The following is a 24462-nucleotide window of genomic DNA, read 5'->3' on the forward strand; positions in this document are numbered from 1 at the left end:
GCACGGCGAGAGCCGTCGGGGGCCGGGATTCGGGGCGGGCATGGACGCCCGTGCCGGGGGAGGCGCGCGTGATACCCCGTTGCCGTGAGCCCATGCCCCTACATTCGATGCGCGCGGTGGGGCGCGTGAGCCGGGTGTGCGCCCCCGCGCACCCCGATGGCCGGTTCTGCGCGCACGGGAGGTGTGAGGGCCGCTAAGAATGGGACACGCGCTCAACACCGAGAACCGGCGACACATGTTGAAGGGGCGGTAGTGATCACGGTGCTTCTGGTGCACGACGCGTGTCTGGTGCGGTCGGTCCTGGCGGAGTGGCTGTGCCGGGAGCCGGACCTCAGTGTGTTCGACAGTCCTTGGGGGAGCGCTCCCACGCATGTGAAATCCCTGCGGCCGGACGTCTGCGCGGTCGATCTGGAGTGCGCGGACACGTACGGCATCCCGCCACTCGGCGAGTTATGCGTGCGTGGCTCCGACCCGGTGCACCCGAGGCTGCTGGTCCTGGCCACCGCGAACCGGCCCGGGCTGCTGAAACGGGCGGTAGAGGCGGGGGCGCTCGGCTACGTCGACAAGGCGGGCTCGCCGGAGAACCTGGTCGACGGCATACGCCGGGTCGCCAAGGGTGAACGCTTCGTCAACGACTCGCTGGGCTACGGGTTCCTCAAGGCCGCGGAGATGCCGCTGACCAGGAGAGAACTGAGCGTGTTGTCCCTGGCCGCCGGGGGCGCCTCGATCGCCGAGATCGCCGGGAGCCTGCATCTGTCCAGCGGGACCGTGCGCAACTACATGGCGGCCATCACCCGCAAGACCGGGGCCCGCAACCGCATCGAGGCCATCCGCATCTCGCAGGGCGAGGGCTGGCTCTGAGCGCCCGGCGGGCACGGCGGTCCAGTCGCCGACGAGGTCCCGCTACGGTGCCGGGCGGGCCATCAGCTCCTCGGGTTCCGTAGGCCGTGTGCCGGCCGTCCAGGACGAGGACCCGGTCCGCGCGGCGCGCCGAGCTGATGCGGTGCGCGACGACCACCAGCGTGCCGCCGGGACGGGCCGCGAAGGCCCGTTCCGCCCGTGCCTCCGCCGTCGCGTCCAGATGGCAGGTCGCCTCGTCGAGCAGTACCAGGGGCGCGGGCGACAGATAGGCCCGGGTCAGCGCGATGAGTTGCCGCTCACCCGCCGACAGGGCCGCCGGGTCGACCGTCGCCCGCAGCCCGCATTCTGCCGCCCGCCGCCCGCCGCCCGCCGCCCGCCGAGCGTCTTCAGCAGCGGGGTCGGCCCCACCGCCCGCCCGCGCCGCGGTGAGCAACTCCGCCTCGGGTACCGGGTCAGGGCTCCCCGGTGTTCGGGGAAGGCCAGTCGGCCCCGGCAGGGCATGGCGAACCAGCCGCGCCCGGTGATCTGCTCGGCGAGCGGCTGGTCGCCGGTGCCGGGGCGGTGGTGCGGGCCGGACGGAGGATCATTCCGGCGCGGCCCCGGAGGAAACGAGGCTTCGCGCCGGCACCAGCCCGAGGCCGACGAGGCCGCCGTGCAGGTCGGAGGCGAATTCTGCCGGCGCTCGCTCGGGGTCGTCTCGACCACGTCGGGGCCCGCTGCCGGTGGCCGAGCCGTTCCAGGACGTGGGCGACGCCCGTGAGACCGCCGTAAGGGCCGAGCGGGGTGCCGACAGGTGGCGACGCGGTACGGGCCGGCGGCCGGTCGCTCGCCCTCCTCCTACCGCTCGGCGCTGACCGCGTCCAGCGCGAGCCGCACACCCGACGCCGAACGACCCTCCCGGGTGCACGCGGCCTCGGTTACCCGTGCGTACTGCATGGGCGAGAGGTGACAGCGGCGACTGTTGGGGCCCTCCCGGCCCGTGACAACGTCGTTCCGTCACCGACCGAGGGAGTGCGTTGTGAACAAGGGGTACGCGGTCTTCTGCGACGCCGACCGTCACTTCTACGACGCGCCGCACCGTCTCGTCTTCGCCGACGGAGCGGGCGAGTCCCTCTACCCGGCCGCCACCCTCCCCGTGCCCGAAGGGTGGACCAGCCATCGCACGGGTGACTGGCTCGCCCTGCGTCCGGTGGGCTGCACGCTCCCGTCGCAGGGCTGGAAGATCCACGTCGCGGCCTGTCTCGACAACGCGGAGCGGGTCCTCGCAACGGTCCGGGAGTACTGTCTGCGGCACGAGGTGGCGTTCAAGTTCGTCCCGAGCCGGTACCTGCTGCACCAGCGGAACGCCAAGTACGCCGACCGGGCGGCCAGTGGCAAGTTCATCACGGTCTACCCGGCCGACGACGAGCAGTGCGAGCGCCTGGCGACCGACCTCGCGCGGCTGCTCGACGGCGAGCCGGGCCCGTACATCCTTAGCGACCTTCGCTGGGGGAAGGGCCCCGTGCACCTGCGGTACGGCAGCTTCACCCGCCGCCACTGCTACGACGAGCACGGTGAGCTCCGGCCGGCCATGGAGGACGGCTCCGGCACCCTCGTACCCGACCGGCGCGGGCCCGTCTTCCGCGTGCCCGACTGGGTCACTCCTCCGCCGTTCCTGCGACCGCACCTCGATGCGAGAGCCGCGGTGACGGTGCGGGAGATGCCGTACGAGATCGACAAGGCCCTGCACTTCTCCAACGGCGGGGGCGTGTACGAGGCGCGGCACCGCGAGACCGGACGGCGGGTCGTCCTCAAGGAGGCGCGTCCGTACGCCGGCCTGGCCGCCGACGGGGCGGACGCCGTGACCCGGCTGCACCGCGAACGTACCGCGCTGGAACAGCTGTCCGGGCTCGCCTGCACTCCGGAGGTCCTCGACAGCTTCAGCGTCGGCGACCATCACTTCCTGGTCCTCGAGTTCGTGGAGGGCAGCCCGCTCAACACGTTCTTCGCCCGCAGGCATCCGCTGATGGAGTCCGACCCCCCGGCGGAGCGGCTCGCCGAGTACACGGACTGGGCCCTGCGGATCCACGGTCTGGTCGAGCAGGCCGTCGCCGCGGTGCACGCCCGGGGGATCGTCTTCAACGACCTGCATCTGTTCAACATCATGGTCTCCGAGGACGAGAGCTCCGTGGTGCTCCTGGACTTCGAGGCGGCCCAGCCGGCGGCGGAGGGCGGGCGGCAGACCGTCGCCAACCCGGCGTTCGTCGCACCCGCCGACCGGCGCGGCTTCGACGTGGACCGGTACGCCCTCGCCTGCCTGCGGATCGCGCTGTTCGTCCCGCTCACCAGTCTGCTCGCCGTGGACCGCGGCAAGGCCGCCCACCTGGCCGAGGTCGCGGCCGCGCAGTTCCCCGTGCCCCCGGGCTTCCTGGACGAGGCGGTGCGGGAGATCCTGCGGGAGCCCGTCGTCGCCTCCTCCCGCGTCCCCGCACGTCGCGCGACCGCGCCCGGCAGCGGTGTCCCGTTCCTGCCCGTGGAGCCGGGACAGTGGCCGGACAGCCGCGACTCGATGGTCCGCGCGATCCTCGCGTCCGCCACGCCCGACCGGGAGGACCGCTTCTTCCCCGGCGACATCGCCCAGTTCGCCACGGCCGGGGGCGGCATGTCCGTCGGCCACGGCACCGCCGGGGTCCTCCATGCCCTGCACGAGAGCGGGGCGGCGCGGATCCCCGCGGCGGAGGAAAGGCTCCTACGGTTCGCCAAGCAGCCCGAGTCCGGCACACCGCTCGGCTTCTACGACGGGCTCACGGGCATCGCGTGGACCCTCCAGCGACTCGGGCACACGGCGTCCGCCCTCGAACTGGCCGAGCTCGTCCTCGCAGAGGACCACGACGCGCTCGCGTCGGACCTTTACGGCGGTACGGCCGGAATGGGCCTCGCCCTGGACGCCCTCGCCGACTCCACCGGCGAGTCCGGCCTGCACGCGGCGGCGCTGAGGTGCGCCGAACTGGCGGCCCGGCCGCCCAGTGCGCCGACGAGGTCCGCCCTGCCCGCGTCGCAGGGCCGGGTGCGTACCGGGCTGCTGCACGGTGCGGCGGGTCGAGCCCTGCTGTTCGTACGGCTCTACGAACGCACCCGGGACACCGCGCTCCTCGACCTCGCCGCCGAAGCGCTCCACGACGACCTCACCCGCTGCGTGCGCGGAGCCTCCGGCACCTTGCAGGTCGACGAGGGCTGGCGCACGATGCCGTACCTCGGCGCCGGCAGCGTGGGCATCGGCATGGTGATCGACGACTACCTCCTCCACCGCCACGACGAGGATCTCGACCGGGCCCGGCGCGACATCGTGCAGGCGGCGCAGGCCACCTTCTACGCCCAGCCGGGCCTCTTCCGCGGCGTCGCGGGCATGGTCCTGCACCTCGCCCGCACCCACGCCGACGGGCCCGGCACGGCGCCCGAGGACGTACGCCGTCAGGTCGGCTGCCTGACCTGGCACGCCATGTCCTACGACGGCCACCTCGCCTTCCCCGGCGAACAGATGATGCGGCTCTCGATGGACCTCGCCACCGGCACGGCGGGCGTCCTGCTGGCCCTCTCGGCAGCCCTGGGCGACCGCCCGGCGCAGCTGCCCTTCCTCCCGCCGCTCCGGCGGGCCCACGAACCGGCCCCACTTCGGGGTCGCACCGCACCACCGTCCCCTAACGAAAGGAAACGATCATGAACCTGTTCGACCTGCAGTCGCTGGAGACCCCCAAGGACGAGGCCATCGGCGACGTCGAGTCCGGCAGCCGCGCGAGCCTGCTCCTCTGCGGCGACAGCAGCCTCAGCGTGACGACCTGTAACTGACCTGATCCGACTCCGCGAACGGCCCGTCGAGGCGCCGGCGCGTAGTCACGGTGCCCCGGGAGCCCAGCTCCCGGGGCACCGGTCATCGCGCCACCGGCCGCCGTGGCGGGCGGCGCGGGAGCCCGGGCCGGGCCGCCCGCGACGATCGTGCCTGGCGCACTCGTCAGGAGAAAGGGCATCGGATGGCCTCCCCGACCGGGTCCGACCGGCTGCTGCGCGGCGCCGCACGTCACACCGCCGGCAGCACAGCGGCGCTTCTCGTCTGCTCGGTCGCCGGTGCGGCCTGCGCGCTCGCCCTACCGGCGGTGGTCGGCCGCACGCTGGACCTGCTGCTGCATCACCATCCCGCCGGGGGTACGTGGCTGGCCTGGGCCGCCGTACTGCTCGCTGCGGAAGTCCTGCTGGAGACCGCTTCGGTCCTGCTGACACAGCTCACCACCGCCCGCGCCGCCGCCTGGGTCCGCCTCCGCGCGCTGACCGGTCTGCTGGGCACGGCCCCCCACCGGGCCGCACCGTACTCGGGCGGCGACGTCGCCGCCCGGCTGTGCGTCAACGCCTCGGACAGCGGCGCCGCCCCGGCCGCCCTCGCGACCTCGGCGTCCTCCGTCCTCGTCCCGGCCGGCGCCCTCGTCGCCCTGGCCCTGATCGACCCCTGGACCGCCGCCGTCTTCGCGGCCGGCCTGCCGCTGCTCCTGATGCTGCTGCGGACGTTCGCGCACCAGTCGTCCGACTCGGTCGGCCGGTACCAGCAGGCTCAGGGAGCCATCGCCGCCCGGCTCACCGAGGCGCTGAGCGGCGCGCGTACCATCGCCGCCGCCCACACGGCGCGCCGCGAGGAGGAACGCATCCTCGCCCCGCTGGAGGACATGACGCGGTACGGCACGCGCATGTGGCTCGTCCACGGCCGCGCGGTAGCACGCAGCGGCGTCCTTCTTCCGTTGCTCACCACGGCCGTCGTGGCAGTGGCCGGGGCCAGGCTGGCCGCCGGACAGCTCAGCGTCGGCGATCTGCTCGCCGCCTCGCGGTACGCCGCCCTCGCCGCGGGAATCGGAGGCATCGCGGCACCGCTCGGCACGCTGGTCCGCGCCCGCAACGCGGGCCGCCGTACGGCCGCACTCGCCGATCTGCCACCCATGGCCCACGGCCTCGCCGCCCTGCCGGCCGACGGGCCCGGCCGGCTGGAACTGAGGGGGGTGGGGGTGGTGCGCGACGGCGTCCCGCTGCTCACGGACGTGACGCTCGCGATCGACGGCGGCTCGACGGTCGCCGTCGTGGGCCGCTCCGGCGCCGGGAAGTCCACCTTGGCCGCTGTCGCGGGCCGGCTGACGGACCCCGACGAGGGGCGCGTTCTCCTCGACGGGACGGACCTGGCCGAGCTGGCCCGCGCGCAGCTGCGCGGGGCGACGGCCTACGCCTTCGCGCGTCCCGCCTTCGACAGTGGCGCCACACCAACGGTCCGCCGCGCGATCGCCGCAGGGCGCGGGCCCACCGCGCGCACCGCCGAGGACGGGGCGGAGGAGGTCCGTCACGCCGCGGTCGCGGCGAGCGCCGACTCCTTCGTCGGCCTTCTCCCCCAGGGGTACGACACTCCCCTGGCCGACGCGCCGCTCTCCGGCGGCGAGAGTCAACGCCTGGGCCTGGCGCGGGCGTTCATCGGCGCCGGGCGGCTGATGATCCTGGACGACGCGACGTCGAGCCTGGACACCGCGACGGAGCGGCAGGTGGAACTCGCGCTCGCCTCGTCGCTGCGGCCGTGCACCAAGCTCGTCGTGGCCCACCGGGTCTCCACGGCGGCCCGCGCGGACCAGGTGGTCTGGCTGGAGGCGGGACGAGTACGCAGATGCGCGCCGCACCGCCTGCTCTGGGAGGACCCGGACTACCGCGCGGTGTTCCTGGCCGAGTCGTCTCCGGTGCCCCCGGGGAGGGCCGAGAGTGAGGCGGTGGCTCCAGGAGCGGCGGTCGCGCAGGACACCCCTCGTGCCGGGCGGCCCGACGACACCGGGAGCGGCACATGACGTCTGCTGCGGAGAGGGGCCGGACGACGACGGGCCCGAAGCCCCACCCGGGCACGGAAGGAAGCGGACCGGCTCCCCGCCCGAAGCCTCAGCCGGCCACGGGAGGCCCCGGGCCGGCGCCGGGCGGACCCGGGACGGGGGCCGGCGGGCCGGGGCCGGGCCCGGTAGCGGCCGAGACGACCTCCGCCGACCCGGGACCGGTCACCGGCCGGACGTCCCGGCGGGTCATGGCCTCGGGGCGTACGTTCCTCGGGCGCCGTAAGCGCGTCCTGGCCAGACTGGCGGCATGGTCCGCGGCCGAGTCGGCGCAGACCTTCCTCGGCGGCTACTGCGTGGCCCGGTCACTGGACGACGGATTCCTGCGGGGCAGCACCGCCACCGGTCTGCTGTGGCTCACGGCGGCGGCCGTGGTCATCCTGCTCGGCGCGCCGGTCGTCCGTGGAGTCTTCGCCCAACTCCCGCATCTCACCGAACCGTTGCGGGACCACCTGGTCCGTCGCTCGGTCGTGCGCGCGCTGCGCATGGCCACCGCCGGGGGCGGGACCGTGGACACCACCGCGGTCTCCCGGCTGACGAGCCAGACGGAGATCGCCCGGGACAGCTTCGCCGGACTGGTGCTCGCGGCCCGCTCCTTCGTCTTCGTCGCCGCCGGAGCCCTGGTCGGCCTGGTGTCCCTCGCCCCCCAGTTCCTCCTCGTGGTCCTCCCGCCGCTCGTGCTGGGCGTCGCCCTGTTCATCGCTTCGCTGCGTCCCATGGCACGGGCCCAGCACCGCTACCTCGACGCGGACGAGGCCGTGGGACGGCGCGCGGAGATCACCCGTACCGCCCTGCGCGACATCGTCGCGTGCGGCGCCCAGGAGCCGACGGCCGCACGGAACCGCCGTGCGGTCGAGGAGGCCGCCGCCGCCCAGCGCGCCCTGGCCCGCTGGGCGGCGGTCCGTACGCTCTCCGTGGCGACGGCGGGGCAGTTGCCCGTGTTCCTGCTCCTGGCCGCGACACCGTGGCTCCTGCGCCAGGGCGTGACGGCCGGGGCGCTCGTGGGCGCGCTCACCTACGTCCTCCAGGCGCTGCTGCCGGCCCTGCACACGCTGATGACCGTCCTGGGTGCCGCGGGGGCGCGTCTCTTCGTCATCCTCGACCGGCTCACCGGGCCGCTCCCCGTCCCGTCGGCCACCCTCGCGGCACCTCCCGCCGCCGCGCCCGGCGAACACGGCCACACCCCTGCGGCTCCGGCGACGGCGGCGCTGCGGCTGCGCGGCGTCCGAGCCGCGTACGGCCCGGGCGCCCGTGCCGTCCTCGACGCGCTGGACCTGACCGTCGAGAACGGGGAGCACATCGCGGTGGTCGGTCCGAGCGGCATCGGCAAGTCGACTCTCCTGCAGGTCGCGGCGGGCTTGCTGGCGCCGGACCGGGGCAAGGTGCTTCTCTCCGGCCGGCCCGTCGGCTGCCTCCCGCCGTCCGAACTCGCCGCCCTGCGCATGCTGATCCCCCAGGAGGCGTACGTCTTCACGGGCAGCCTGCGGGACAACCTCCGCTACCTGCGACCTGACGCCCGCCCGTCCGATGTCGACGACGCCGTACGGGCCCTCGCGCTCGAACGGCTGGTCGAGCGCGTCGGCGGGCTCGACGGACAGGTCCGGCCGGACGCCCTGTCACTCGGCGAACGGCAGCTCATCGCCCTCGCGCGCGCCCACCTCTGCGCCGCCCCGCTGCTGCTGCTCGACGAGGCGACCTGCCACCTGGATCCGGTCGCGGAGGCACGGGCCGAACACGCCCTGCGCACCCGGCCCGGGACCTTGGTCGTCGTCGCCCACCGGTTGTCATCGGCGTTGCGCGCGGACCGGATCCTCGTCCTGGACGGCACTCGCGCCCAGTACGGCACCCACGAGGACCTGCTCGTACGGTCGGCTCTCTACCGCGATCTGGTAGGGCACTGGAACGACGTCCAGCGCTGAGGCGGGGATCCGTGCCCGCGGAGACGTCACACGGCGGCGGTCACGTCCCCCCGGCTCCCTGGGCGATCCGGATGGCGTCCACCCGGTTACGGGCGCCGACCTTGCGGATGACGCTCGCCATGTAGGTCCGTACGGTCCCCTTGGAGAGGTACAGCGGCGTGGAGCAGCCGGACCTTCGAACCGTTCTTGTCGACGAAACCGGTCGCCCCCGCCGCGTGCGCCCGCCGCAGTACGCCGGGCCGCTGGGCGGGGATCAGAGCCGGCAAGGGCCGAACCGCCGACCGCGAGCGACGCCGGCACCGCTGTGGTCACCGTGCCCGACTCCGCCCCGGAGGGCGGCAGACACTCGGCATCGGCGACGTACACGTCCGGCGCCGGTTCGACGGCATCCGAACCCGGTGGCCGGTGGGAGACCGAGGAGACGACCAGGACCTCGTCGTCCGACCGCAGCAGATCCACCAACGCGGCACGCAGAAGCTGCGCCTCGTACACGACCGTCACTCTGATCATTCCCAGCCCTTCGGTCTGCGTCGTGCGCAGGCCACCCGGGTGCGGGGCCGGCAGTCGCGACCCGGAAATGTCCAGCTCCCATCTCACCCACGTGGGCGTCTCCGGGCCGGGGTGCCGGGGCGTCGAGAAGGGGCCCCGCCGACGTCCGAGTCCTGGGACCGTACGGCCGTCGAGCGGTCACAGGGGCTGCGCCGGTGTCTCATTAGCGCTGTAATGGCCAACGTGGGCGGTGAGGACGGGACGGGACGCAGATCGCGAAGGCAGCGTGCCGACGATGCCCTCATCACGGTCGGCGACGCCCCCGACGCCCCTGACCGGCTGCGCCGCATCCTGGAGCAGGCGCTCGTCTTCGCCCACGCGTCCCTCGCGGCCGTGTACACGCTGACCGAGGACGGCGAGCTGCTGTGCCTGGTGGAGTGGGCCGGCGCCCCGCGCACCCAGTACGGCCTGCGCGACAGCTACGCCGCCACCGGTGGCTCCGTGGTCGCCGACGCGCACCACACCGGGCGGCCCGCCTTCCTCGGGCCGAAGGAACTCGCCGAGCGGGCCCAGTCCCGGCGGGCGACGGCGGGCGACTTCCAGCTGGCGGTGCTGCCCGCGCGGGGCCAGGACGGCGGCGGCTGTCTGGTCGCAGTGAGCGAGCACCCCGACGGATTCGACGCCGAGGACCGCCGCTGTCTGGATCTGATCGCCCGCGCCCTCGCCTACCCCGTGCCCGTCGCGCGCGCCGAGGGCGGTGAGCTGCCCTCCAACGCCTTCAGCCTCGCCATGGACACCGGCCGCGTGGAGGTCGGCGACGACATCCTGGACCTGTTCGCGATCACCCCGGACGCCTTCGACGGCAAGGTGGAGACCCTGCTGGGCCTGACCGTGCCCGAGGACCTGCCCTCGCTGATGTCCGTGGTGGAGGCCGACCACATGTCCATCGGCGACCGGGAGCTGGAGTTCCGGGTGCTGCAGCCGGCCGGCCCGCCGAAGTGGCTCAGGCTGCACGGGCGGCTGGTGCCCGGCGGCGAGGGGCGGCCCGCCCGGCTGGAGGGCACCGTCGCCGACGCCTCCAAGCTGCGCTCCGACGTCACCGACGTGGCCCGCGTCCAGCGCCTGGCCGCCGCCCTGGCCACCGCCGGCACCGTCCGCGACGTCAGCCATGCCGTCGTCGCCGCCCTGCGCGCCCCCCTGCGCGCCGACCGGATCGCGCTGGCGGAGCTGGAGAACGACCGGCTCGTCGTCACCGTCCTCGACCCGCCCGCCCCCGAGTCCTGGCCCGAGCTGTGGCGGCTGGAGTGGCGCACCGAGTGGCCCGACGCGCCGCTGCGCGCGATGCCCACCCTCGCCACCGCCCTGCGCGAGGGCCGCGCCCAGATCTGGCCCGCCGGCGCCACGCTGGAACCCGCCCTCGCCGAGGTCGGCCCCGGCGGCCTGGCCGTCCTGCCGCTGCCCGCCGGGGGCCGGATGGCGGGCGCCTGCCTGATCGGCTGGGACGCCCCGCACCACTTCGGCCCCGACGAACGCGCCCTGCTCACCGCCTCCGCCGGACTCGCCGGGCAGGCCCTGATGCGCGCCCACGCCTTCGACGCCGAGCACGAGCTCGTTGGCATGCTCCAGCGCCAGCTGCTGCCGCGCAGACTGCCCCGGCTGCCCGGCGCGAAGGCCGTCGCCCGCTATCTGCCGAGCACCGCGGGGCTCGAACTGGGCGGCGACTGGTACGACGTGATCCCGCTGCCCGACAATCACGTCGCCCTCGTCATCGGCGACGTGCAGGGCCACAGCGCGGCCGCCGCCACCCTGATGGGCCAGATGCGCACCGCCCTGCGCGCCTACGCCGCCGAGGGCCATCCGCCCGACGTGGTGGTCTCGCACGCCAACCGGCTGCTGATGGAGCTGGAGACCGACCTCTTCGCCACCTGCGCCTATGTCGACGTCGACCTGGAGGAGGGCACCGCCTGGGCGGTGCGTGCCGGACACCTGCCGCCGGTGCTGCGGCATCCGGACGGCAGCACGGACATCGCCGAGGCCGAGGGCGGCCCGCCGCTCGGTGTGATGACGCAGGCCGATTTCCCGATGAGCCCGCTCAGGCTCCAGCCCGGCACCCTGATCGCGCTGACCACCGACGGGCTGGTGGAGTCCGTCGAGGCCGACATCGACGCGGGCATGGACCGCTTCGCCCGCGAACTGGCCGCCGCCGACCCCGCCCACCTCGGCCTGGTCGCCGACGCCCTGCTCGGCAACGCCCGCCGCAGCGACGACGTCGCCCTGCTGCTGATGCGCTACGACGGGATGGCGCTGCGCCCGCTGCGGGAGAGCTGGACCGTGTGGCGGGTGCCCGAGGCGGTCGGCCACGCCCGCCGCTTCACCCGGCGCGCCCTGCGCTCCTGGGGCCTGGCCGGTGACCGGGACGCCGTCCTGCTGGTGGTCTCCGAACTCGTCACCAACGCCCTGGTGCACACCGAGGGACAGGTCCGCCTCGACCTCACCCTGATCAACGGCCGGCTGCGGGTCGCCGTCGCCGACACCTCCCCGCGCAGCCCGGTCAAACCCACCAGCATCGGCTGGGAGGCCACCGGAGGCCGCGGCATCCTCCTGGTCGAGGCCATGTCGGATTCCTGGGGCACGCTCCCGGTCAGCGGCGGCAAACAGGTCTGGAGCGAGATTCAGCTGAACCGCTGAAGGGCGGGTACTCGGAGGTTCACGTCCCTTCGACGAAGGAGTACGTCATGACCCAGCACGTCCGCGACATCATGACCGCCGCCCCGGCGACGGTGGAACCACAGGCCTCCGTGGCGTCGGTGGCCCGCCTCATGCGCGACGAGGACCTCGGAGCCGTCCTGGTGGTGGACGACGACCGGCTGCGCGGCCTGGTGACCGACCGCGACCTGGTGGTCAGGTCCGTCTGCGAGGGCGGTGACCCCGAGCAGACCACCGTGGCCGGAGCGTGCAGCGACGACCTCGTGACCGTCGGGCCCGACGAGGACCTGGACATCGCGGTGGGGCTCATGCGCGAGCACGCCGTACGCCGTATCCCGGTCGTCGACGACGGCCGCCCCGTGGGGATCGTCTCGCTCGGGGACCTGGCCATGGAGCGCGACCCGGAGTCGGCGCTCGGCGACATCAGCGTGGCCCGGCCCAACATCTGACCGTTCGGTTACGCCGGATCGGCGCTAAGGTGAACCAGATGAAGGCTCTCGTGCTGTCCGGCGGAGCCGGCACACGGCTGCGGCCGATCACCCATACATCGGCCAAACAGCTGGTCCCGGTCGCCAACAAGGCTGTGTTGTTCTACGGGCTGGAATCCATCGCCGAAGCCGGCATCACCGATGTCGGGGTCATCGTCGGCGACACCGCCGCGGAGATCGAGGACGCGGTGGGCGACGGCTCGAAGTTCGGTCTCCGGATCACCTACATCCCCCAGGAACACCCCCTGGGCCTGGCCCACGCGGTGCTGATCGCCCGGGACTACCTGGGTGACGACGACTTCGTGATGTACCTCGGCGACAACTTCATCGTCGGCGGCATCAGCGCCCTGGTGGAGGAGTTCCGCCGCCATCGCCCCGACGCGCAGATCCTGCTCACCCGCGTCCCCGACCCCCGCGCCTTCGGCGTCGCCGAACTCGACGGCGCGGGGCAGGTGGTGGGCCTGGAGGAGAAACCCGAGCACCCCAAGAGCGACCTCGCGCTGGTCGGCGTCTACCTCTTCACGCCCGCGATCCATGAGGCGGTGCGCGCCATCGAGCCGTCCTGGCGCGGCGAGTTGGAGATCACCCACGCCATCCAGCACCTCATCGACGCCCGCGCCGACGTCCGGTGCACCGTCATCAAGGGCTACTGGAAGGACACCGGGAACGTCGACGACATGCTGGAGGTCAACCGGACGGTCCTGGAAGGGCTCGACCGGCGGATCGACGGCGAGGTCGACGAGGTGTCCGAGACGGTCGGCCGGGTGATCGTCGAGGAGGGCGCCCGGATCGTGAACTCCCGCATCGTCGGGCCCGCCGTCATCGGCGCCGGGTCGCTCGTCGCCAACTCCTACGTGGGACCGTTCACCTCCATCGCCGAGAACTGCCGGATCACCGACAGCGAGCTGGAGTTCTCCATCGTGCTGCGGGACTCCTCGATCGCCGGCGTGGGCCGCATCGAGTCCTCCCTGATCGGCCGGCACGCCGAGGTGACCCCGGCGCACCACGTCCCCAGCGCCCACCGTTTCGTCCTCGGCGACCACAGCAAGGTGCAGATCCATACATGAACCTCCTCGTGACCGGTGCCGCCGGGTTCATCGGCTCGGCCTACGTCCGCATGCTGCTCGCCGCCGACGCTCCCGGCGCGCCGCGGATCACCGTGCTGGACAAGCTGACCTACGCCGGCAGCCTCGACAACCTCCCCCTGGACCATCCGCGCCTGGAGTTCGTGCAGGGCGACATCCGCGACGCCGAACTCGTCGGCAAGCTCACCTCCCAGGCCGACCAGGTGGTGCACTTCGCCGCCGAGTCCCATGTGGACCGTTCGATCACCGGGGCGTCCGACTTCGTGCTGACCAACGTGGTGGGCACCCAGACCCTGCTGGAGGGCGCGCTGCGCGGCGGCGTCGCGACCTTCGTGCACATCTCCACCGACGAGGTGTACGGCTCGGTCGACACCGGCTCCGCCACGGAGGAGGACCTGCTGCGGCCCAGTTCGCCGTACTCCGCCTCCAAGGCCTCCTCCGACCTGCTCGCCCTGGCCTACCACCGCACCCACGGCCTGGACGTGCGGGTCACCCGCTGCTCCAACAACTACGGCCCGCGCCAGTTCCCCGAGAAGGTCATCCCGCTCTTCGTCACCAACCTCCTCGACGGCCACCCGGTCCCGCTCTACGGCGAAGGCCTCAACGTCCGCGACTGGCTGCACGTCGACGATCACTGCCGCGCTGTCGAACTCGTGCGCACCAAGGGCCGGTCCGGCGAGGTCTACAACATCGGCGGCGGCACCGAGCTGAGCAACAAGGACCTCACCGGACTGCTCCTTCAGGCGTGCGGGGCGGACTGGGACCGGGTGACCCGGGTCGAGGACCGCAAGGGGCACGATCTGCGCTACTCGGTCGACTGGAGCAAGGCCCGCACCGAACTCGGCTACCGTCCCCGGCACGACTTCCGCGCCGGGCTGGCCGCGACCGTCGACTGGTACCGGGACCACCGGGCGTGGTGGGAGCCGCTCAAGCGACGCGTGGGTGAGGAGCACGGATGAGGTGGCTGGTCACCGGAGCGGGCGGGATGCTCGGTCACGACGTCGTCGGCGAACTGCGCGGGCGCGGCGCCGACGTGACCGGTCTCGGCCACGCCGCCCTGGACATCACCGAACCCGACTCCGTGGAGCGGGCGTTCACCGCGCACCGCCCGGAGATCGTCGTCAACTGCGCCGCCTACGCCGCCGTGGACGACGCGGAGTCCGACGAGGGCACCGCCCTGCGCGTCAACGGCGACGGCCCTCGCCTGCTGGCCCGCGCCTGCGCCGCGCACGGCGCCCGCCTGATCCACGTCTCCACCGACTACGTCTTCTCCGGCAAGGGCCGCACCACCCCCTACCCCGAGGACCACCCGCCCGCCCCGCGCACCGCCTACGGCCGCACCAAACTCGCCGGCGAGCGGGCGGTGCTGGAGGAACTGCCGGGCGCGAGCGCGGTGGTGCGCACCGCCTGGCTCTACGGCGTCCACGGCCGCAACTTCGTCCGCACGGTGATCGGCATCGAGGCGAGCCGCCCCACCGTCGACGTCGTCGACAACCAGACCGGCCAGCCCACCTGGTGCGCCGACGTCGCCGCCCGCATCGCCGACCTCGGCCCGCGCGTCGGCCCGGACGCGCACGGCGTCTTCCACGCCACCAGCTCCGGTGAGGCCACCTGGTGCGAGCTGGCCCGGGAGGTGTTCCGGCTGCTCGGCGCCGATCCCGAGCGGGTGCGCCCCACCGACACCACGCCCTGGCCGCGGCCCGCCCCGCGTCCCGAGTACAGCGCCCTCGCGCACGACCGCTGGCAGAGCCTCGGCCTGCCCCCGCTGCGCGACTGGCGTACCGCCCTGCACGAGGCACTTCCCCGCATCCGCAAGGAGTCCCCTGCGTGAAACGCCACGAGTTCCTGAAGGAACTGCACAAGGTCACCGCCAACCGCAACTACCTGGAGATCGGCGTCAACGACGGCCGCAGCCTGAGGCTGTCCCGGGTGCCCAGCATCGCGGTCGACCCCGCGTTCAAGGTGGTCACGGAGATCCGCTGCGACGTCCACCTGGTGAAGGCCACCAGCGACGACTTCTTCGCCCGCGCCAACCCCCTGGCTCACCTCAAGGGCGGCCGCCACCCGGTCCGGAACCTGCGCCGTGGCCGCAGCCCGGTCGGCCACTGGCGGCGCACCACCCTCGACCTGTCGTTCATCGACGGCATGCACCTGTTCGAGTACGCGCTGCGGGACTTCATCAACGTGGAGAAGTACTCCGACTGGGCCAGCGTGATCGTCTTCGACGACATGCTGCCCCGCAACCTCGACGAAGCGGCCCGCGACCGCCACACCGGCGCCTGGACGGGCGACGTCTACAAGCTCACCGAGATCCTCGCCCGCCACCGCCCCGACCTGGTCACCGTCCTGGTCGACACCCAGCCGACCGGTCAGCTCGTGGTGTTCGGCGCCGACCCGCACAACACCGTGCTGCGCGACAAGTACGACGAGATCGTCGCCGAGTACGACGTGCCCGACCCGCAGAAGGTGCCCGAGACGATCCTGGACCGCACCCGAGCGGTACGGCCCGAGACGCTGCTGGGCGCCAGCTTCTGGCGTCCGCTGGCCCGCGCCCGGAACATCGGCGTACGACGCTCCCGGGGCTGGGAGCCGCTGCGGCGCGCCCTGGCGGATGTCACCGGCCGCTGACCACCGGGAACTGCGGTGGTGGGCCGGTGCTAGGCGCCTCGCAGCGACCTGTAGTGGGCGGCGCAGTCCTCGTACGACGGCAGGAGCCCGGTGCGCAGGGCCTGGGCCAGGGACGGCGACTCGGCGTCCTTGGGGGAGAGCACCGGCTCCACGTCCTCGGGCCAGGGCAGGGCCAGGCCGGGGTCGAGCGGGTGCACGCCGTGCTCGCGGTCCGGGGCGTAGCCGGTGGAGCACAGGTAGATGACGGTGGCGTCGTCGGTGAGGGCCATGAAGGCGTGTCCGAGGCCCTCGGCGAGGAACACCGCGTGCCGGGTGTCGTCGTCGAGGCGGACCGCCTCCCACTGCCCGAACGCCGGGGAACCGGTGCGCAGATCGACCACGACGTCCAGGACGGCACCCCGCACGCAGGTCACGTACTTGGCCTGACCGGGCGGCACGTCGGAGAAGTGCACGCCGCGCACCACGCCCCGCCGGGAGACGGAGCAGTTGGCCTGCGCGAGGGTCAGGTCGTAGCCGGTGGCTTCGCGGAACTCCTCGCCGCGGTACCACTCGTGGAAGGTGCCCCGGTCGTCCGGGAACACCTTGGGCTCCAGCAGCCAGGCACCGTCGATCCCCAGTGAGCGCACTCCGTCACCTCCGTCGGGCCCTGAGCAGGGCCTTCGCCTTGCGTCCCAGGCGGCGCAGCACCCCGGGCCGGGGAGTGCGCCGCACCCGCACCCCGTGCGCCCCGGCGCGCAGCGCGAACGGCAGCGCCAGCAGCCGCTGTTCGGCCGCGTCCGGGGCCGGGATCAGCGCGGTCCGCCAGGTCGTGCCGCCCATCACCAGGGCGGGCAGCGCCGCCGTCAGCAGCGCCCCGGAGCCGTCGGGCGCCGCGCGGAGCGTGCCGTTGGCGTCCAGTGCCTTGCCCCGCGCGGTCAGCCGCACGAGTACGTCGGTGTCGTGCGGCACGTACAGCGGCACCGGGGCGCTGAGCCGGTCGTCCGTGACCGTGACCGACTCCGGCGGGATCCGGCCGAGCCCGAGGCTGCGGCTCGCGCGGTCGACGTCCAGGGCGAGCGAGAGGTGCCGCGCGGTCCAGTACGGCAGCACCACCCGCCCGGCGACGACTCCGGCGGGCACCGTGGGGCGTTCGGCGCGCGGGGCCGGGGCGAGCCGGCACTCCTTGGTCCAGCCGCCCAGCTTGACCCGGACCACGGCGTCCCACAGTCCGCCGGCCGGCGGGGCGCCCTCGGCGGCCCGCGCCGGGTCCACGTCGGCCGTGGCCCGCAGCATCAGCCGGAAGCGTCCCGGGTCCTCGGTCGGCACGGTCTCCCGGGTGAACTGCACCGGCTGGAAGTACTGGGCGGCGTCGGAGCGCCGACGCAGCAGCAGGTCCGCGGTCGCGGCACCGAACCGGGAGACGGTGTCGGCGCTCACCCAGGCGATGGCCTCGGTGACGTCCTTCGGCGGGGCCTGGAGCGGATCGCCGCCGCCCGGGGCGCCGAACGTCAGCGGCGCCCCGCCGAAGTGGTACTCCGCGGCGAAGGAGACCCGCAGCGTGCCGTCCGCCCACTGCAGCCCTTCCGGGACGGCCTTGAGGACGATGCCCGCCTCCCACTCGGCGAACGCCTCCACGTCGTCGTAGCGGTCGGCGGCGATCAGCGCCGCCACGACCTGCTGGGTGGGCTGCAGTCCGGCCGCGACACCGGGCGCGAACCGCTCGACGACGACGGAGTGGATCTCCCGGAACAGCTCCTTGCGGTAGTCGGGGGGCAGGGCCAGCAGCCGCTTGCCGCGCATCCGTTCGACCATCTCCACCCGCAGCCAGCGGCGGAAGAGGCGGTCGCGCAGCGGTCCCGGCTCGGTGTGCCGCTCGACGACGTCCAGGGCCTCGCGCAGGTTCTTGAAGTAGCCGACCGGGTCGAAGCGCTGGAAGCCCGCGTTGGCGTCGTCGTCCCGGCGCACGTGGTAGTAGCAGACGTAGTCGCTGAGCACCGAGACGTTGTCCGCCCGCAGGAAGGCCTCGGTGACGAAGACATGGTCCTCCAGGCGCCGCCTGCCCTCGGGGAAGCGCAGGCCGATGCGGTCCAGGAAGGCGCGGCGGAACATCTTGTGCGGGGTGAGGCTGTCGATCAGCGGCGCGCTCTCCACGGTGGCCCGCGGATGGTTGCGGCGGAACAGCTCCACCGGCACGCCACGGCCCTGGCCGGCCATCTTCCCCACGACGACGTCGGCGGCGTTCGCCACGCCGTAGTCGTACATCCGCTCCAGGGCCTCGTCGCCGAGGTGGTCGTCGTTGTCCACGAACATCACGTACTCGCCGCGCGAGGCGGCGATGCCGACGTTGCGGGGCTTGCCCGCCCAGCCGGAGTTCTCCTGGTGCACGACCGTCACCCGGGGCTCCTCGGCGGCGAGTTCGTCGAGCCGACCGGGTGTGTCGTCGGTGGAGCCGTCGTCGACGAAGATCACTTCGTATTCGTCGGGAGGCAGGGACTGTCGCAGCAGCGAGGAGATGCAGTCCTCGATGTACGCCCCCGGGTTGTACACGGGAACGATGACGCTGACCTTGACCGGCATCGCGCTCCAAGTCCCCTCGGGTCGTCGCCTGCGTCTGCTGGGTGCGGCACGGTGCGCCTCCCGATGCTAACCCGCTCCCCGGCGCTTGCACCTTCCGCCCGGCCCGAGTCGTAGCCTGGCAGGGTGCGTCTGCTGCTGATGTCCGACACCCACCTGCCCAAGCGCGCCCGCGCCCTCCCCGGTCCGCTCCTCGCTCAACTGCCGGACGCCGACGTGGTGATCCACGCCGGGGACTGGGTCGACACGGCCACCCTCGACCTGCTGGAGGGCCGCAGCCGCCGGCTGATCGCGGTGTACGGCAACAACGACGGCCCCGAACTGCGCGCCCGGCTCCCCGAAGTGGCCCGTGCCGACCTCGGCGGCCTGCGCTTCGGCGTCGTCCACGAGACCGGCCCCGCCCAGGGCCGTGAGGCGCGTTGCGCCGCCCGCTTCCCGGACCTGGACGTGCTGGTGTTCGGGCACAGCCACATCCCCTGGGACACCACCGCGCCGACCGGGCTGCGCCTGCTCAACCCGGGCTCGCCGACCGACCGCCGTCGCCAGCCGCACTGCACCTATCTCACCGCGACGCTCGCCGACGGCTCCCTCACGGACGTGGAACTGCACCGCCTGCCACCGCGCTGACGGGGGCGGCTCCCGGGCGGGACGTCAGGGCGCCGTATGGATCGCCCCTTCCGTGGCGGTCAGCGGGGCGCCGGTGCCGCCCCAGCGCAGGGCGACGATCTCGGCGGCGACCGACACGGCGACCTCCTCGGGCGTACGGGCCCCCAGGTCGAGTCCCACCGGTGAGCGCAGCCGGGACAGCTCGGCCCCGGTGAGCCCGGCCGCGGCCAGCCGCCGCATCCGGTCGTCGTGGGTGCGGCGGCTGCCCATCGCCCCGATGTAGGCGGCGGGTCTGCGCAGGGCCTCCTCCAGCAGGGGCACGTCGAACTTGGGGTCGTGGGTGAGGACGCAGATCACCGTGCGGGCGTCGGTGTCCGTGCCGTTCAGATAGCGGTGCGGCCAGTCCACGACGACCTCCACGCCCTCGGGGAAGCGCTTCGGGGTGGCGAACAGGGGGCGGGCGTCGCAGACGGTGACCCGGTAGCCGAGGAAGTCGCCGATCCGGGCGACGGCGGCCGCGTAGTCGATCGCGCCGAAGACCAGCATCCGCGGCGGCGGCGCGAAGGAGTGCAGGAAGACGGCGACGGCGTCCTCGCGGCGCTCGCCGTGCGGCCCGTAGTGGCGCAGTCCCGTGACCCCGAGGGCGAGTTCGCCGCGCGCGTCCGCGGTGACCGCCGCGTCGAGTCCCGCCGTGCCCAGGGTGCCGAGGACCCGGTCGGGCCAGACGGCGAGGGTCGCCCCGCGCGGCGCGGGCCCGTCGGTCACCGAGGCCACGGTGACCGGCTCGCCGGCGGCCACGGACCGCGCGACCGCGCCGAAGGACGCGTCGAGGGCGGCCGTCACCGGACGTACCAGCAGGGTGATCTCGCCGCCGCAGGTCAGCCCCACCGCGAAGGCGTCCTCGGCGCTGTAGCCGAAGGTCTCCAGGCGCGCCTCGCCGCTCGCCACGACCTCCTGGGCCAGCTCGAACACCGCCCCTTCGACACAGCCGCCCGACACACTGCCCACGACTTCGTCGTCCGGCCCCACGGCCATCGCGGCCCCCGGATCGCGCGGCGCGCTGCGGCTCGTCGCGACGACCGTGGCCAGGCCGAAGGGCGATCCCGCCGCGTACCAGGCGCCCAGCACCGGAAGTACGTCACGCATGGCCGGCTCCTTTCACCCGCGCCGCACCGAGTACCCCGACCGGGTTCGTTGAACGTTAATCCATTGCCGGTGCGGGGCCGCTGCTGCTGCACTGCACGGGACCGACATCGCACCACGAGGAGCTTCCATGCGCACTGCGTTCATGTCCCCCCAGGAAGGAATCACCCCCTCATCGAAGGACATGACGCTTCGTGCCGTTGCTCAACCTCGGAATCCTCGCCCATGTCGACGCCGGTAAGACCAGCCTGACCGAGCGGCTGCTGCACTCGGTCGGGGTCACCGACGAGATCGGCAGCGTCGACGCCGGGACCACCCGGACCGACACCCTCGCGCTGGAGCGCCGGCGCGGGATCACCATCAAGTCCGCCGTCGTCTCCTTCCTCGTCGACGACGTGACGGTCAACCTCATCGACACCCCCGGCCACCCGGACTTCATCGCCGAGGTGGAGCGGGTGCTCGGCGTCCTCGACGGGGCCGTCCTCGTCGTCTCCGCCGTCGAGGGGGTCCAGGCGCAGACCCGGGTCCTGATGCGGACCCTGCGCAGGCTGCGCATCCCCACCCTGATCTTCGTCAACAAGATCGACCGGCGCGGGGCCCGGGAGCGGGAGCTGCTGCGGGCGCTCACCCGGCGGCTGGGTGTCGCCGTGGCGCCGATGGGACGCGCCGCCGGGCTCGGCACCCGCGAGGCCGCCTTCACGCCGGGACTCGGCCCGTCCGCGCTCGATGTCCTCGCCGACCACGACGACGCCCTGCTCACCGCGTACGTCGAGGACACCGTCGGCGACGACCGCCTGCGCGCCGCCCTCCTCGACCAGACCCGGCAGTGCCTGGTCCACCCGGTGTACTTCGGCTCGGCCGTGACCGGAGCGGGCGTGGACGCGCTGATCGGCGGCATCAAGGAGCTGCTGCCCCCCGCCGAGGGGGACCCCGGGGGCCCGGTCTCGGGCACCGTCTTCAAGGTGGAGCGCGGCCCGGCGGGGGAGGAGATCGCCTACGCCCGGATGTTCTCCGGAACGCTGCGCGTCCGTGTCCCCGTCCTGTTCGGCGCCACCCGCAGGGAGGGCAAGGTCACCGCGGCGAGCGTCTTCGAGCACGGCAGCGACGTCCGCCGCGACGAGGTCCCGGCGGGCCGGATCGCCAAGCTGTGGGGCCTCGCCGACATCAGGATCGGCGACGCGCTCGGGCGGCCCCGCAAGGCGGAGAGCCACTTCTTCGCCCCGCCCACCCTGGAGACGGTCGTCGTGCCCGCCCCGGGCACCGACCCCAGGGCCCTGCATGTCGCGCTCACCCAGCTCGCCGAACAGGACCCGCTGATCGGCCTGCGCCACGACGAGGTGCGCCGGGAGACCTCGGTCTCGCTCTACGGCGAGGTGCAGAAGGAGGTCGTCCAGGCCACGCTCGCCGACGACTACGGCCTGGAGGTCACCTTCCGGGAAACAACTCCGCTGTGCATCGAGCGGCCGGTGGGATCGGGGGCGGCCGTCGAGTTCAACAAGAAGGACGCCAACCCCTTCCTGGCCACGGTCGGCCTGCGCGTCGACCCCGCCCCCGCCGGAACCGGCGTCACCTTCGCCCTGGAGGTGGAACTCGGCTCCATGCCGTACGCCTTCTTCAAGGCCGTCGAGGACACCGTCCGCGAGACCCTCGGCCAGGGCCTGCACGGCTGGCGGATCCCCGACTGCGCGGTCACCATGACGCACTGCGGCTACTCGCCCCGGCAGAGCCACGCCCACCAGGGCTTCGACAAGAGCATGTCCAGCACCGGCTACGACTTCCGCGGCCTGACCCCGCTGGTCCTGATCGAGGCGCTGCGCCGCGCGGGCACCCAGGTGTACGAGCCGATGCACCGCTTCCGCCTCGAGGCCCCGGCGGACACCCTCGGCGCCCTGCTGCCGGTGCTGGCCGCGCTCGGCGCGGTGCCGGGGTCCACCGAGACCCGCGGGGCGGCCTGTCTCCTCGACGGGGCGGTGCCCGCGGCCCGGGTGCACGAGCTGGAGCAGCGGCTGCCGGGGCTCACCCGGGGCGAGGGCGAGCTGGAGAGCGCCTTCGACCACTACGCACCGGTCACCCGCGGCACGGTCCCCGAGCGGGCGCGCACCGACCACAACCCGCTGAACCGGAAGGAGTACCTGCTGAACGTGACGCGCCGAGTGAACTGACCGACAGTCAACTTACTTACGAGTCAGAAGTGTTGACGGCACCCCGGAATCCCCGGACTGTAGGGAACATGCCGACTACACGTGCGCGTGTGCTCGTTGTGCTGGTCCTCCTCCTCGGATGCCTGACGGTGACCGGCCCCCGGCCGGCCACCGCCGCCCCCGCCCTCCCCGACTCCCTGTGGTTCGACGAGACGGCCCTGACCGTGCGGGACGGCCGCTTCACCGACGGCCACGGCCGTGAGGTCGTGCTGCGCGGCTACAACGTCTCCGGCGAGACCAAGCTCGCCGAGAACAGCGGCCTGCCCTTCGCCTCCGTCGCCGACGCGCGCAAATCCGCCACCGCGCTGCGCGCTCTCGGCGGCGGCAACACCGTCCGCTTCCTGCTCTCCTGGGCCTACGCCGAACCGGTGCGCGGCCAGGTGGACCCCGCCTACCTGTCCGCCGCCACGGCCCAGATCCGTGCCTTCCTCGACGCCGGCATCCGCGTCTACCCCGACTTCCACCAGGACCTCTACTCCCGCCACCTGTTCGACGCCGACAGCTGGTACACCGGCGACGGCGCCCCCAAGTGGGCGGTCGAGGCGGGAAGTTACCCGGACGAGTTCTGCGGCATCTGCCTGTTCTGGGGTCAGAACATCACCCAGAACGAGGCCGTCAAGCGGGCGTCGTACGACTTCTGGCACAACGCCCACGGCCTCCAGGACGCCTTCCTCACCACCGCGCAGACGACCATGGCGTACATCCGGCAGAACGTCAGCGTCGCGCAGTTCACCAGCATCGTCGGCTTCGACCCCTACAACGAACCGCACGCGGGCGTCCTCGACTCCGGGCAGACCAGCCGCACATGGGAACGGGACGTGCTGTGGCCGTTCTACGAGCGGTTCCGGGCGCGCATGGACGCGGCAGGCTGGCAGGACAAACCCGCCTTCGTGGAACCGAACCTCTTCTGGAACGCCAACCTCGACTTCCAGAAACAGGAGGGCGGCCTGCTGGACGCCGGGCGACTCGGACCGCGGTACGTCTTCAACACCCACTTCTACGACCAGAAGGCCATCTCCGGGGTGTTCATGTGGGGCAAGGCCCAGGACGGGCAGTACACGGGCGACTTCGGCACCGTCCGCGATCGGGCAGGGGCGGCCGGGACGCCCGCGATCGTCAGCGAGTTCGGGCATCCGCTCGCCGGGCCGGTCTCCGACAAGGCGCCGACCGTCCTCAAGGCGATGTACCAGGCCCTCGACTCCCGGGTGAAGGGCGCGAGTTGGTGGTCCGACCCGACGGCCTCCGGTCCCGTCCTGTCCGGCAGCCAGTGGCAGTGGGACATCTACCACGGCCGGCACCACGAGCTGATGAACGGCAACCCCGACAAGGTGCTCACCGCCGGCGACGCCTGGAACGACGAGGACCTGTCCGCCGTACGCCTCGACGACGCCGGCACCCCCGTCCTGCGCCAGGACCCCCGCCTCCTGGACCGTGTCTACCCGAGCGCCACCTCGGGCACCACCGTCGCCTTCACCTACGAGGACCGCTCCCGCGACGGCTCCACGACCCTGACCTGGAACCCGGTGCCCAGCTCGCTGCCCCAGGTGGCACGGCTGGTCGGGACCGGCCAGTACGGTCTGCTGCTGTGGCGCTCGAACAGCGGCTCGGCGCCCACCGAACTCCACCTGCCCGCGTCCTTCCCGACCGCCGCCACCACGGTCGTCTCCGACCTGGGCACGGCGTACGCGCCGCCGTCGTACACCCCCGCGGCCCCCGTCGCCGCGGCCCCCGAGCCCGGCGGCACCGGCAGCCGGCGCCTGCTCCTCACGGACCGGGACTCCGGCGTCCTGCACTACGCCTTGGTGACCAACGGCGCCTCGGCGCCCTCCCCGGAGCTGCTGACCGCGGCCCGCGCCGAGCTGTCGGCGTGGGCCGCCGGGCAGTGACCGGAGCTCGTTCTTCGTCCT

18 protein-coding genes are annotated in these 24462 nt (G+C 73.3%); 14 read left to right on the forward strand and 4 right to left on the reverse strand.

The annotated features are described in order from the left end of the window. Positions 1–252: 252 nt before the first annotated feature. From ACFYW5_RS13550 to ACFYW5_RS13570, 5 genes are all read left to right on the forward strand, one after another. Entirely contained in the window at positions 253–861 is a 609-nt protein-coding gene (locus ACFYW5_RS13550; RefSeq protein WP_389417119.1) for a LuxR C-terminal-related transcriptional regulator, read from the forward strand. Between the two features lie 1018 nt (positions 862–1879). Next, a complete protein-coding gene (lanKC, locus tag ACFYW5_RS13555) occupies positions 1880–4561 on the forward strand; it encodes a class III lanthionine synthetase LanKC (protein WP_389417120.1) in 2682 nt (893 codons plus the stop codon). Further along, a complete protein-coding gene (locus ACFYW5_RS13560) occupies positions 4558–4686 on the forward strand; it encodes a SapB/AmfS family lanthipeptide (protein ID WP_345491208.1) in 129 nt (42 codons plus the stop codon). Before lanKC ends, ACFYW5_RS13560 begins: the two co-directional genes overlap by 4 nt. Positions 4687–4868: 182 nt before the next feature. Further along, on the forward strand, positions 4869–6701 hold the full coding sequence (locus ACFYW5_RS13565) for an ATP-binding cassette domain-containing protein (RefSeq protein WP_389417121.1): 1833 nt from the start codon (positions 4869–4871) through the stop codon (positions 6699–6701). A gap of 227 nt (positions 6702–6928) precedes the next feature. Continuing rightward, positions 6929–8656 carry an ATP-binding cassette domain-containing protein gene (locus tag ACFYW5_RS13570; protein WP_389417122.1) on the forward strand — a complete coding sequence of 576 codons (1728 nt, stop codon included), beginning with the start codon at positions 6929–6931 and terminating at the stop codon, positions 8654–8656. Between the two features lie 40 nt (positions 8657–8696). Here ACFYW5_RS13570 and ACFYW5_RS13575 read toward each other — a convergent pair whose 3' ends face one another. Continuing rightward, positions 8697–8777: a hypothetical protein gene (locus ACFYW5_RS13575; RefSeq protein ID WP_389417468.1), complete on the reverse strand. Its 81-nt coding sequence runs from the start codon at positions 8775–8777 to the stop codon at positions 8697–8699. Positions 8778–9379: 602 nt separating this feature from the next. Here ACFYW5_RS13575 and ACFYW5_RS13580 point away from each other — a divergent pair. The 6 genes from ACFYW5_RS13580 to ACFYW5_RS13605 are packed head-to-tail and all read left to right on the forward strand — an operon-like array spanning position 9380 to position 16052. Next, positions 9380–11833 carry a SpoIIE family protein phosphatase gene (locus ACFYW5_RS13580; protein WP_389417123.1) on the forward strand — a complete coding sequence of 818 codons (2454 nt, stop codon included), beginning with the start codon at positions 9380–9382 and terminating at the stop codon, positions 11831–11833. A gap of 47 nt (positions 11834–11880) precedes the next feature. After that, positions 11881–12300 (forward strand): CBS domain-containing protein, encoded by a 420-nt coding sequence (locus tag ACFYW5_RS13585; RefSeq protein ID WP_389417124.1) that lies wholly within the window; start codon positions 11881–11883, stop codon positions 12298–12300. A 38-nt stretch (positions 12301–12338) separates the two neighbouring features. Next, positions 12339–13406, forward strand: coding sequence for a glucose-1-phosphate thymidylyltransferase (locus ACFYW5_RS13590; protein ID WP_389417125.1), 1068 nt, complete (start codon positions 12339–12341; stop codon positions 13404–13406). Continuing rightward, positions 13403–14383 (forward strand): dTDP-glucose 4,6-dehydratase, encoded by a 981-nt coding sequence (rfbB, locus tag ACFYW5_RS13595; protein WP_389417126.1) that lies wholly within the window; start codon positions 13403–13405, stop codon positions 14381–14383. Before ACFYW5_RS13590 ends, rfbB begins: the two co-directional genes overlap by 4 nt. After that, positions 14380–15255 (forward strand): dTDP-4-dehydrorhamnose reductase, encoded by an 876-nt coding sequence (gene rfbD / locus ACFYW5_RS13600; RefSeq protein WP_389417127.1) that lies wholly within the window; start codon positions 14380–14382, stop codon positions 15253–15255. Before rfbB ends, rfbD begins: the two co-directional genes overlap by 4 nt. Further along, positions 15252–16052: a class I SAM-dependent methyltransferase gene (locus tag ACFYW5_RS13605; protein WP_389417128.1), complete on the forward strand. Its 801-nt coding sequence runs from the start codon at positions 15252–15254 to the stop codon at positions 16050–16052. Before rfbD ends, ACFYW5_RS13605 begins: the two co-directional genes overlap by 4 nt. A 29-nt stretch (positions 16053–16081) precedes the next feature. Here ACFYW5_RS13605 and rfbC read toward each other — a convergent pair whose 3' ends face one another. Both rfbC and ACFYW5_RS13615 read right to left on the reverse strand, forming a co-directional pair. Then, the gene (gene rfbC / locus ACFYW5_RS13610) at positions 16082–16678 is read right to left on the reverse strand and encodes a dTDP-4-dehydrorhamnose 3,5-epimerase (RefSeq protein WP_389417129.1); all 597 of its coding nucleotides are present in this window, start codon (positions 16676–16678) and stop codon (positions 16082–16084) included. Between the two features lie 4 nt (positions 16679–16682). Beyond that, positions 16683–18608 (reverse strand): glycosyltransferase, encoded by a 1926-nt coding sequence (locus ACFYW5_RS13615; RefSeq protein WP_389417130.1) that lies wholly within the window; start codon positions 18606–18608, stop codon positions 16683–16685. Between the two features lie 123 nt (positions 18609–18731). Between ACFYW5_RS13615 and ACFYW5_RS13620 the strand changes: the two genes are divergently transcribed. Beyond that, positions 18732–19232, forward strand: a complete 501-nt coding sequence (locus tag ACFYW5_RS13620) for a metallophosphoesterase family protein (protein ID WP_389417131.1) — start codon at positions 18732–18734, stop codon at positions 19230–19232. Positions 19233–19256: 24 nt separating this feature from the next. Here ACFYW5_RS13620 and ACFYW5_RS13625 read toward each other — a convergent pair whose 3' ends face one another. Next, entirely contained in the window at positions 19257–20357 is a 1101-nt protein-coding gene (locus ACFYW5_RS13625; protein ID WP_389417132.1) for an XdhC family protein, read from the reverse strand. Positions 20358–20548: 191 nt separating this feature from the next. Here ACFYW5_RS13625 and ACFYW5_RS13630 point away from each other — a divergent pair, with 191 nt between their 5' ends. Then, positions 20549–22516, forward strand: coding sequence for a GTP-binding protein (locus ACFYW5_RS13630; protein WP_389417133.1), 1968 nt, complete (start codon positions 20549–20551; stop codon positions 22514–22516). A gap of 68 nt (positions 22517–22584) precedes the next feature. Then, positions 22585–24441, forward strand: coding sequence for a cellulase family glycosylhydrolase (locus ACFYW5_RS13635; RefSeq protein WP_389417134.1), 1857 nt, complete (start codon positions 22585–22587; stop codon positions 24439–24441). Positions 24442–24462 lie beyond the last annotated feature (21 nt).

It is taken from the genome of Streptomyces sp. NPDC002779 (genome assembly GCF_042888685.1).
GTDB lineage: Bacteria > Actinomycetota > Actinomycetes > Streptomycetales > Streptomycetaceae > Streptomyces.

Excerpts from the sequence above, each read along its gene's own strand:
- ACFYW5_RS13585 (WP_389417124.1), top strand. The coding sequence starts at position 11,881 with ATGACCCAGCACGTCCGCGACATCATGACCGCCGCCCCGGCGACGGTG.
- ACFYW5_RS13565 (WP_389417121.1), top strand. The coding sequence starts at position 4,869 with ATGGCCTCCCCGACCGGGTCCGACCGGCTGCTGCGCGGCGCCGCACGT.
- rfbB (WP_389417126.1), top strand. The coding sequence starts at position 13,403 with ATGAACCTCCTCGTGACCGGTGCCGCCGGGTTCATCGGCTCGGCCTAC.
- ACFYW5_RS13590 (WP_389417125.1), top strand. The coding sequence starts at position 12,339 with ATGAAGGCTCTCGTGCTGTCCGGCGGAGCCGGCACACGGCTGCGGCCG.
- ACFYW5_RS13570 (WP_389417122.1), top strand. The coding sequence starts at position 6,929 with ATGGCCTCGGGGCGTACGTTCCTCGGGCGCCGTAAGCGCGTCCTGGCC.
- ACFYW5_RS13635 (WP_389417134.1), top strand. The coding sequence starts at position 22,585 with ATGCCGACTACACGTGCGCGTGTGCTCGTTGTGCTGGTCCTCCTCCTC.
- ACFYW5_RS13575 (WP_389417468.1), bottom strand. The coding sequence starts at position 8,777 with ATGGCGAGCGTCATCCGCAAGGTCGGCGCCCGTAACCGGGTGGACGCC.
- ACFYW5_RS13560 (WP_345491208.1), top strand. The coding sequence starts at position 4,558 with ATGAACCTGTTCGACCTGCAGTCGCTGGAGACCCCCAAGGACGAGGCC.
- ACFYW5_RS13625 (WP_389417132.1), bottom strand. The coding sequence starts at position 20,357 with ATGCGTGACGTACTTCCGGTGCTGGGCGCCTGGTACGCGGCGGGATCG.
- ACFYW5_RS13580 (WP_389417123.1), top strand. The coding sequence starts at position 9,380 with ATGGCCAACGTGGGCGGTGAGGACGGGACGGGACGCAGATCGCGAAGG.
- ACFYW5_RS13615 (WP_389417130.1), bottom strand. The coding sequence starts at position 18,608 with ATGCCGGTCAAGGTCAGCGTCATCGTTCCCGTGTACAACCCGGGGGCG.
- rfbD (WP_389417127.1), top strand. The coding sequence starts at position 14,380 with ATGAGGTGGCTGGTCACCGGAGCGGGCGGGATGCTCGGTCACGACGTC.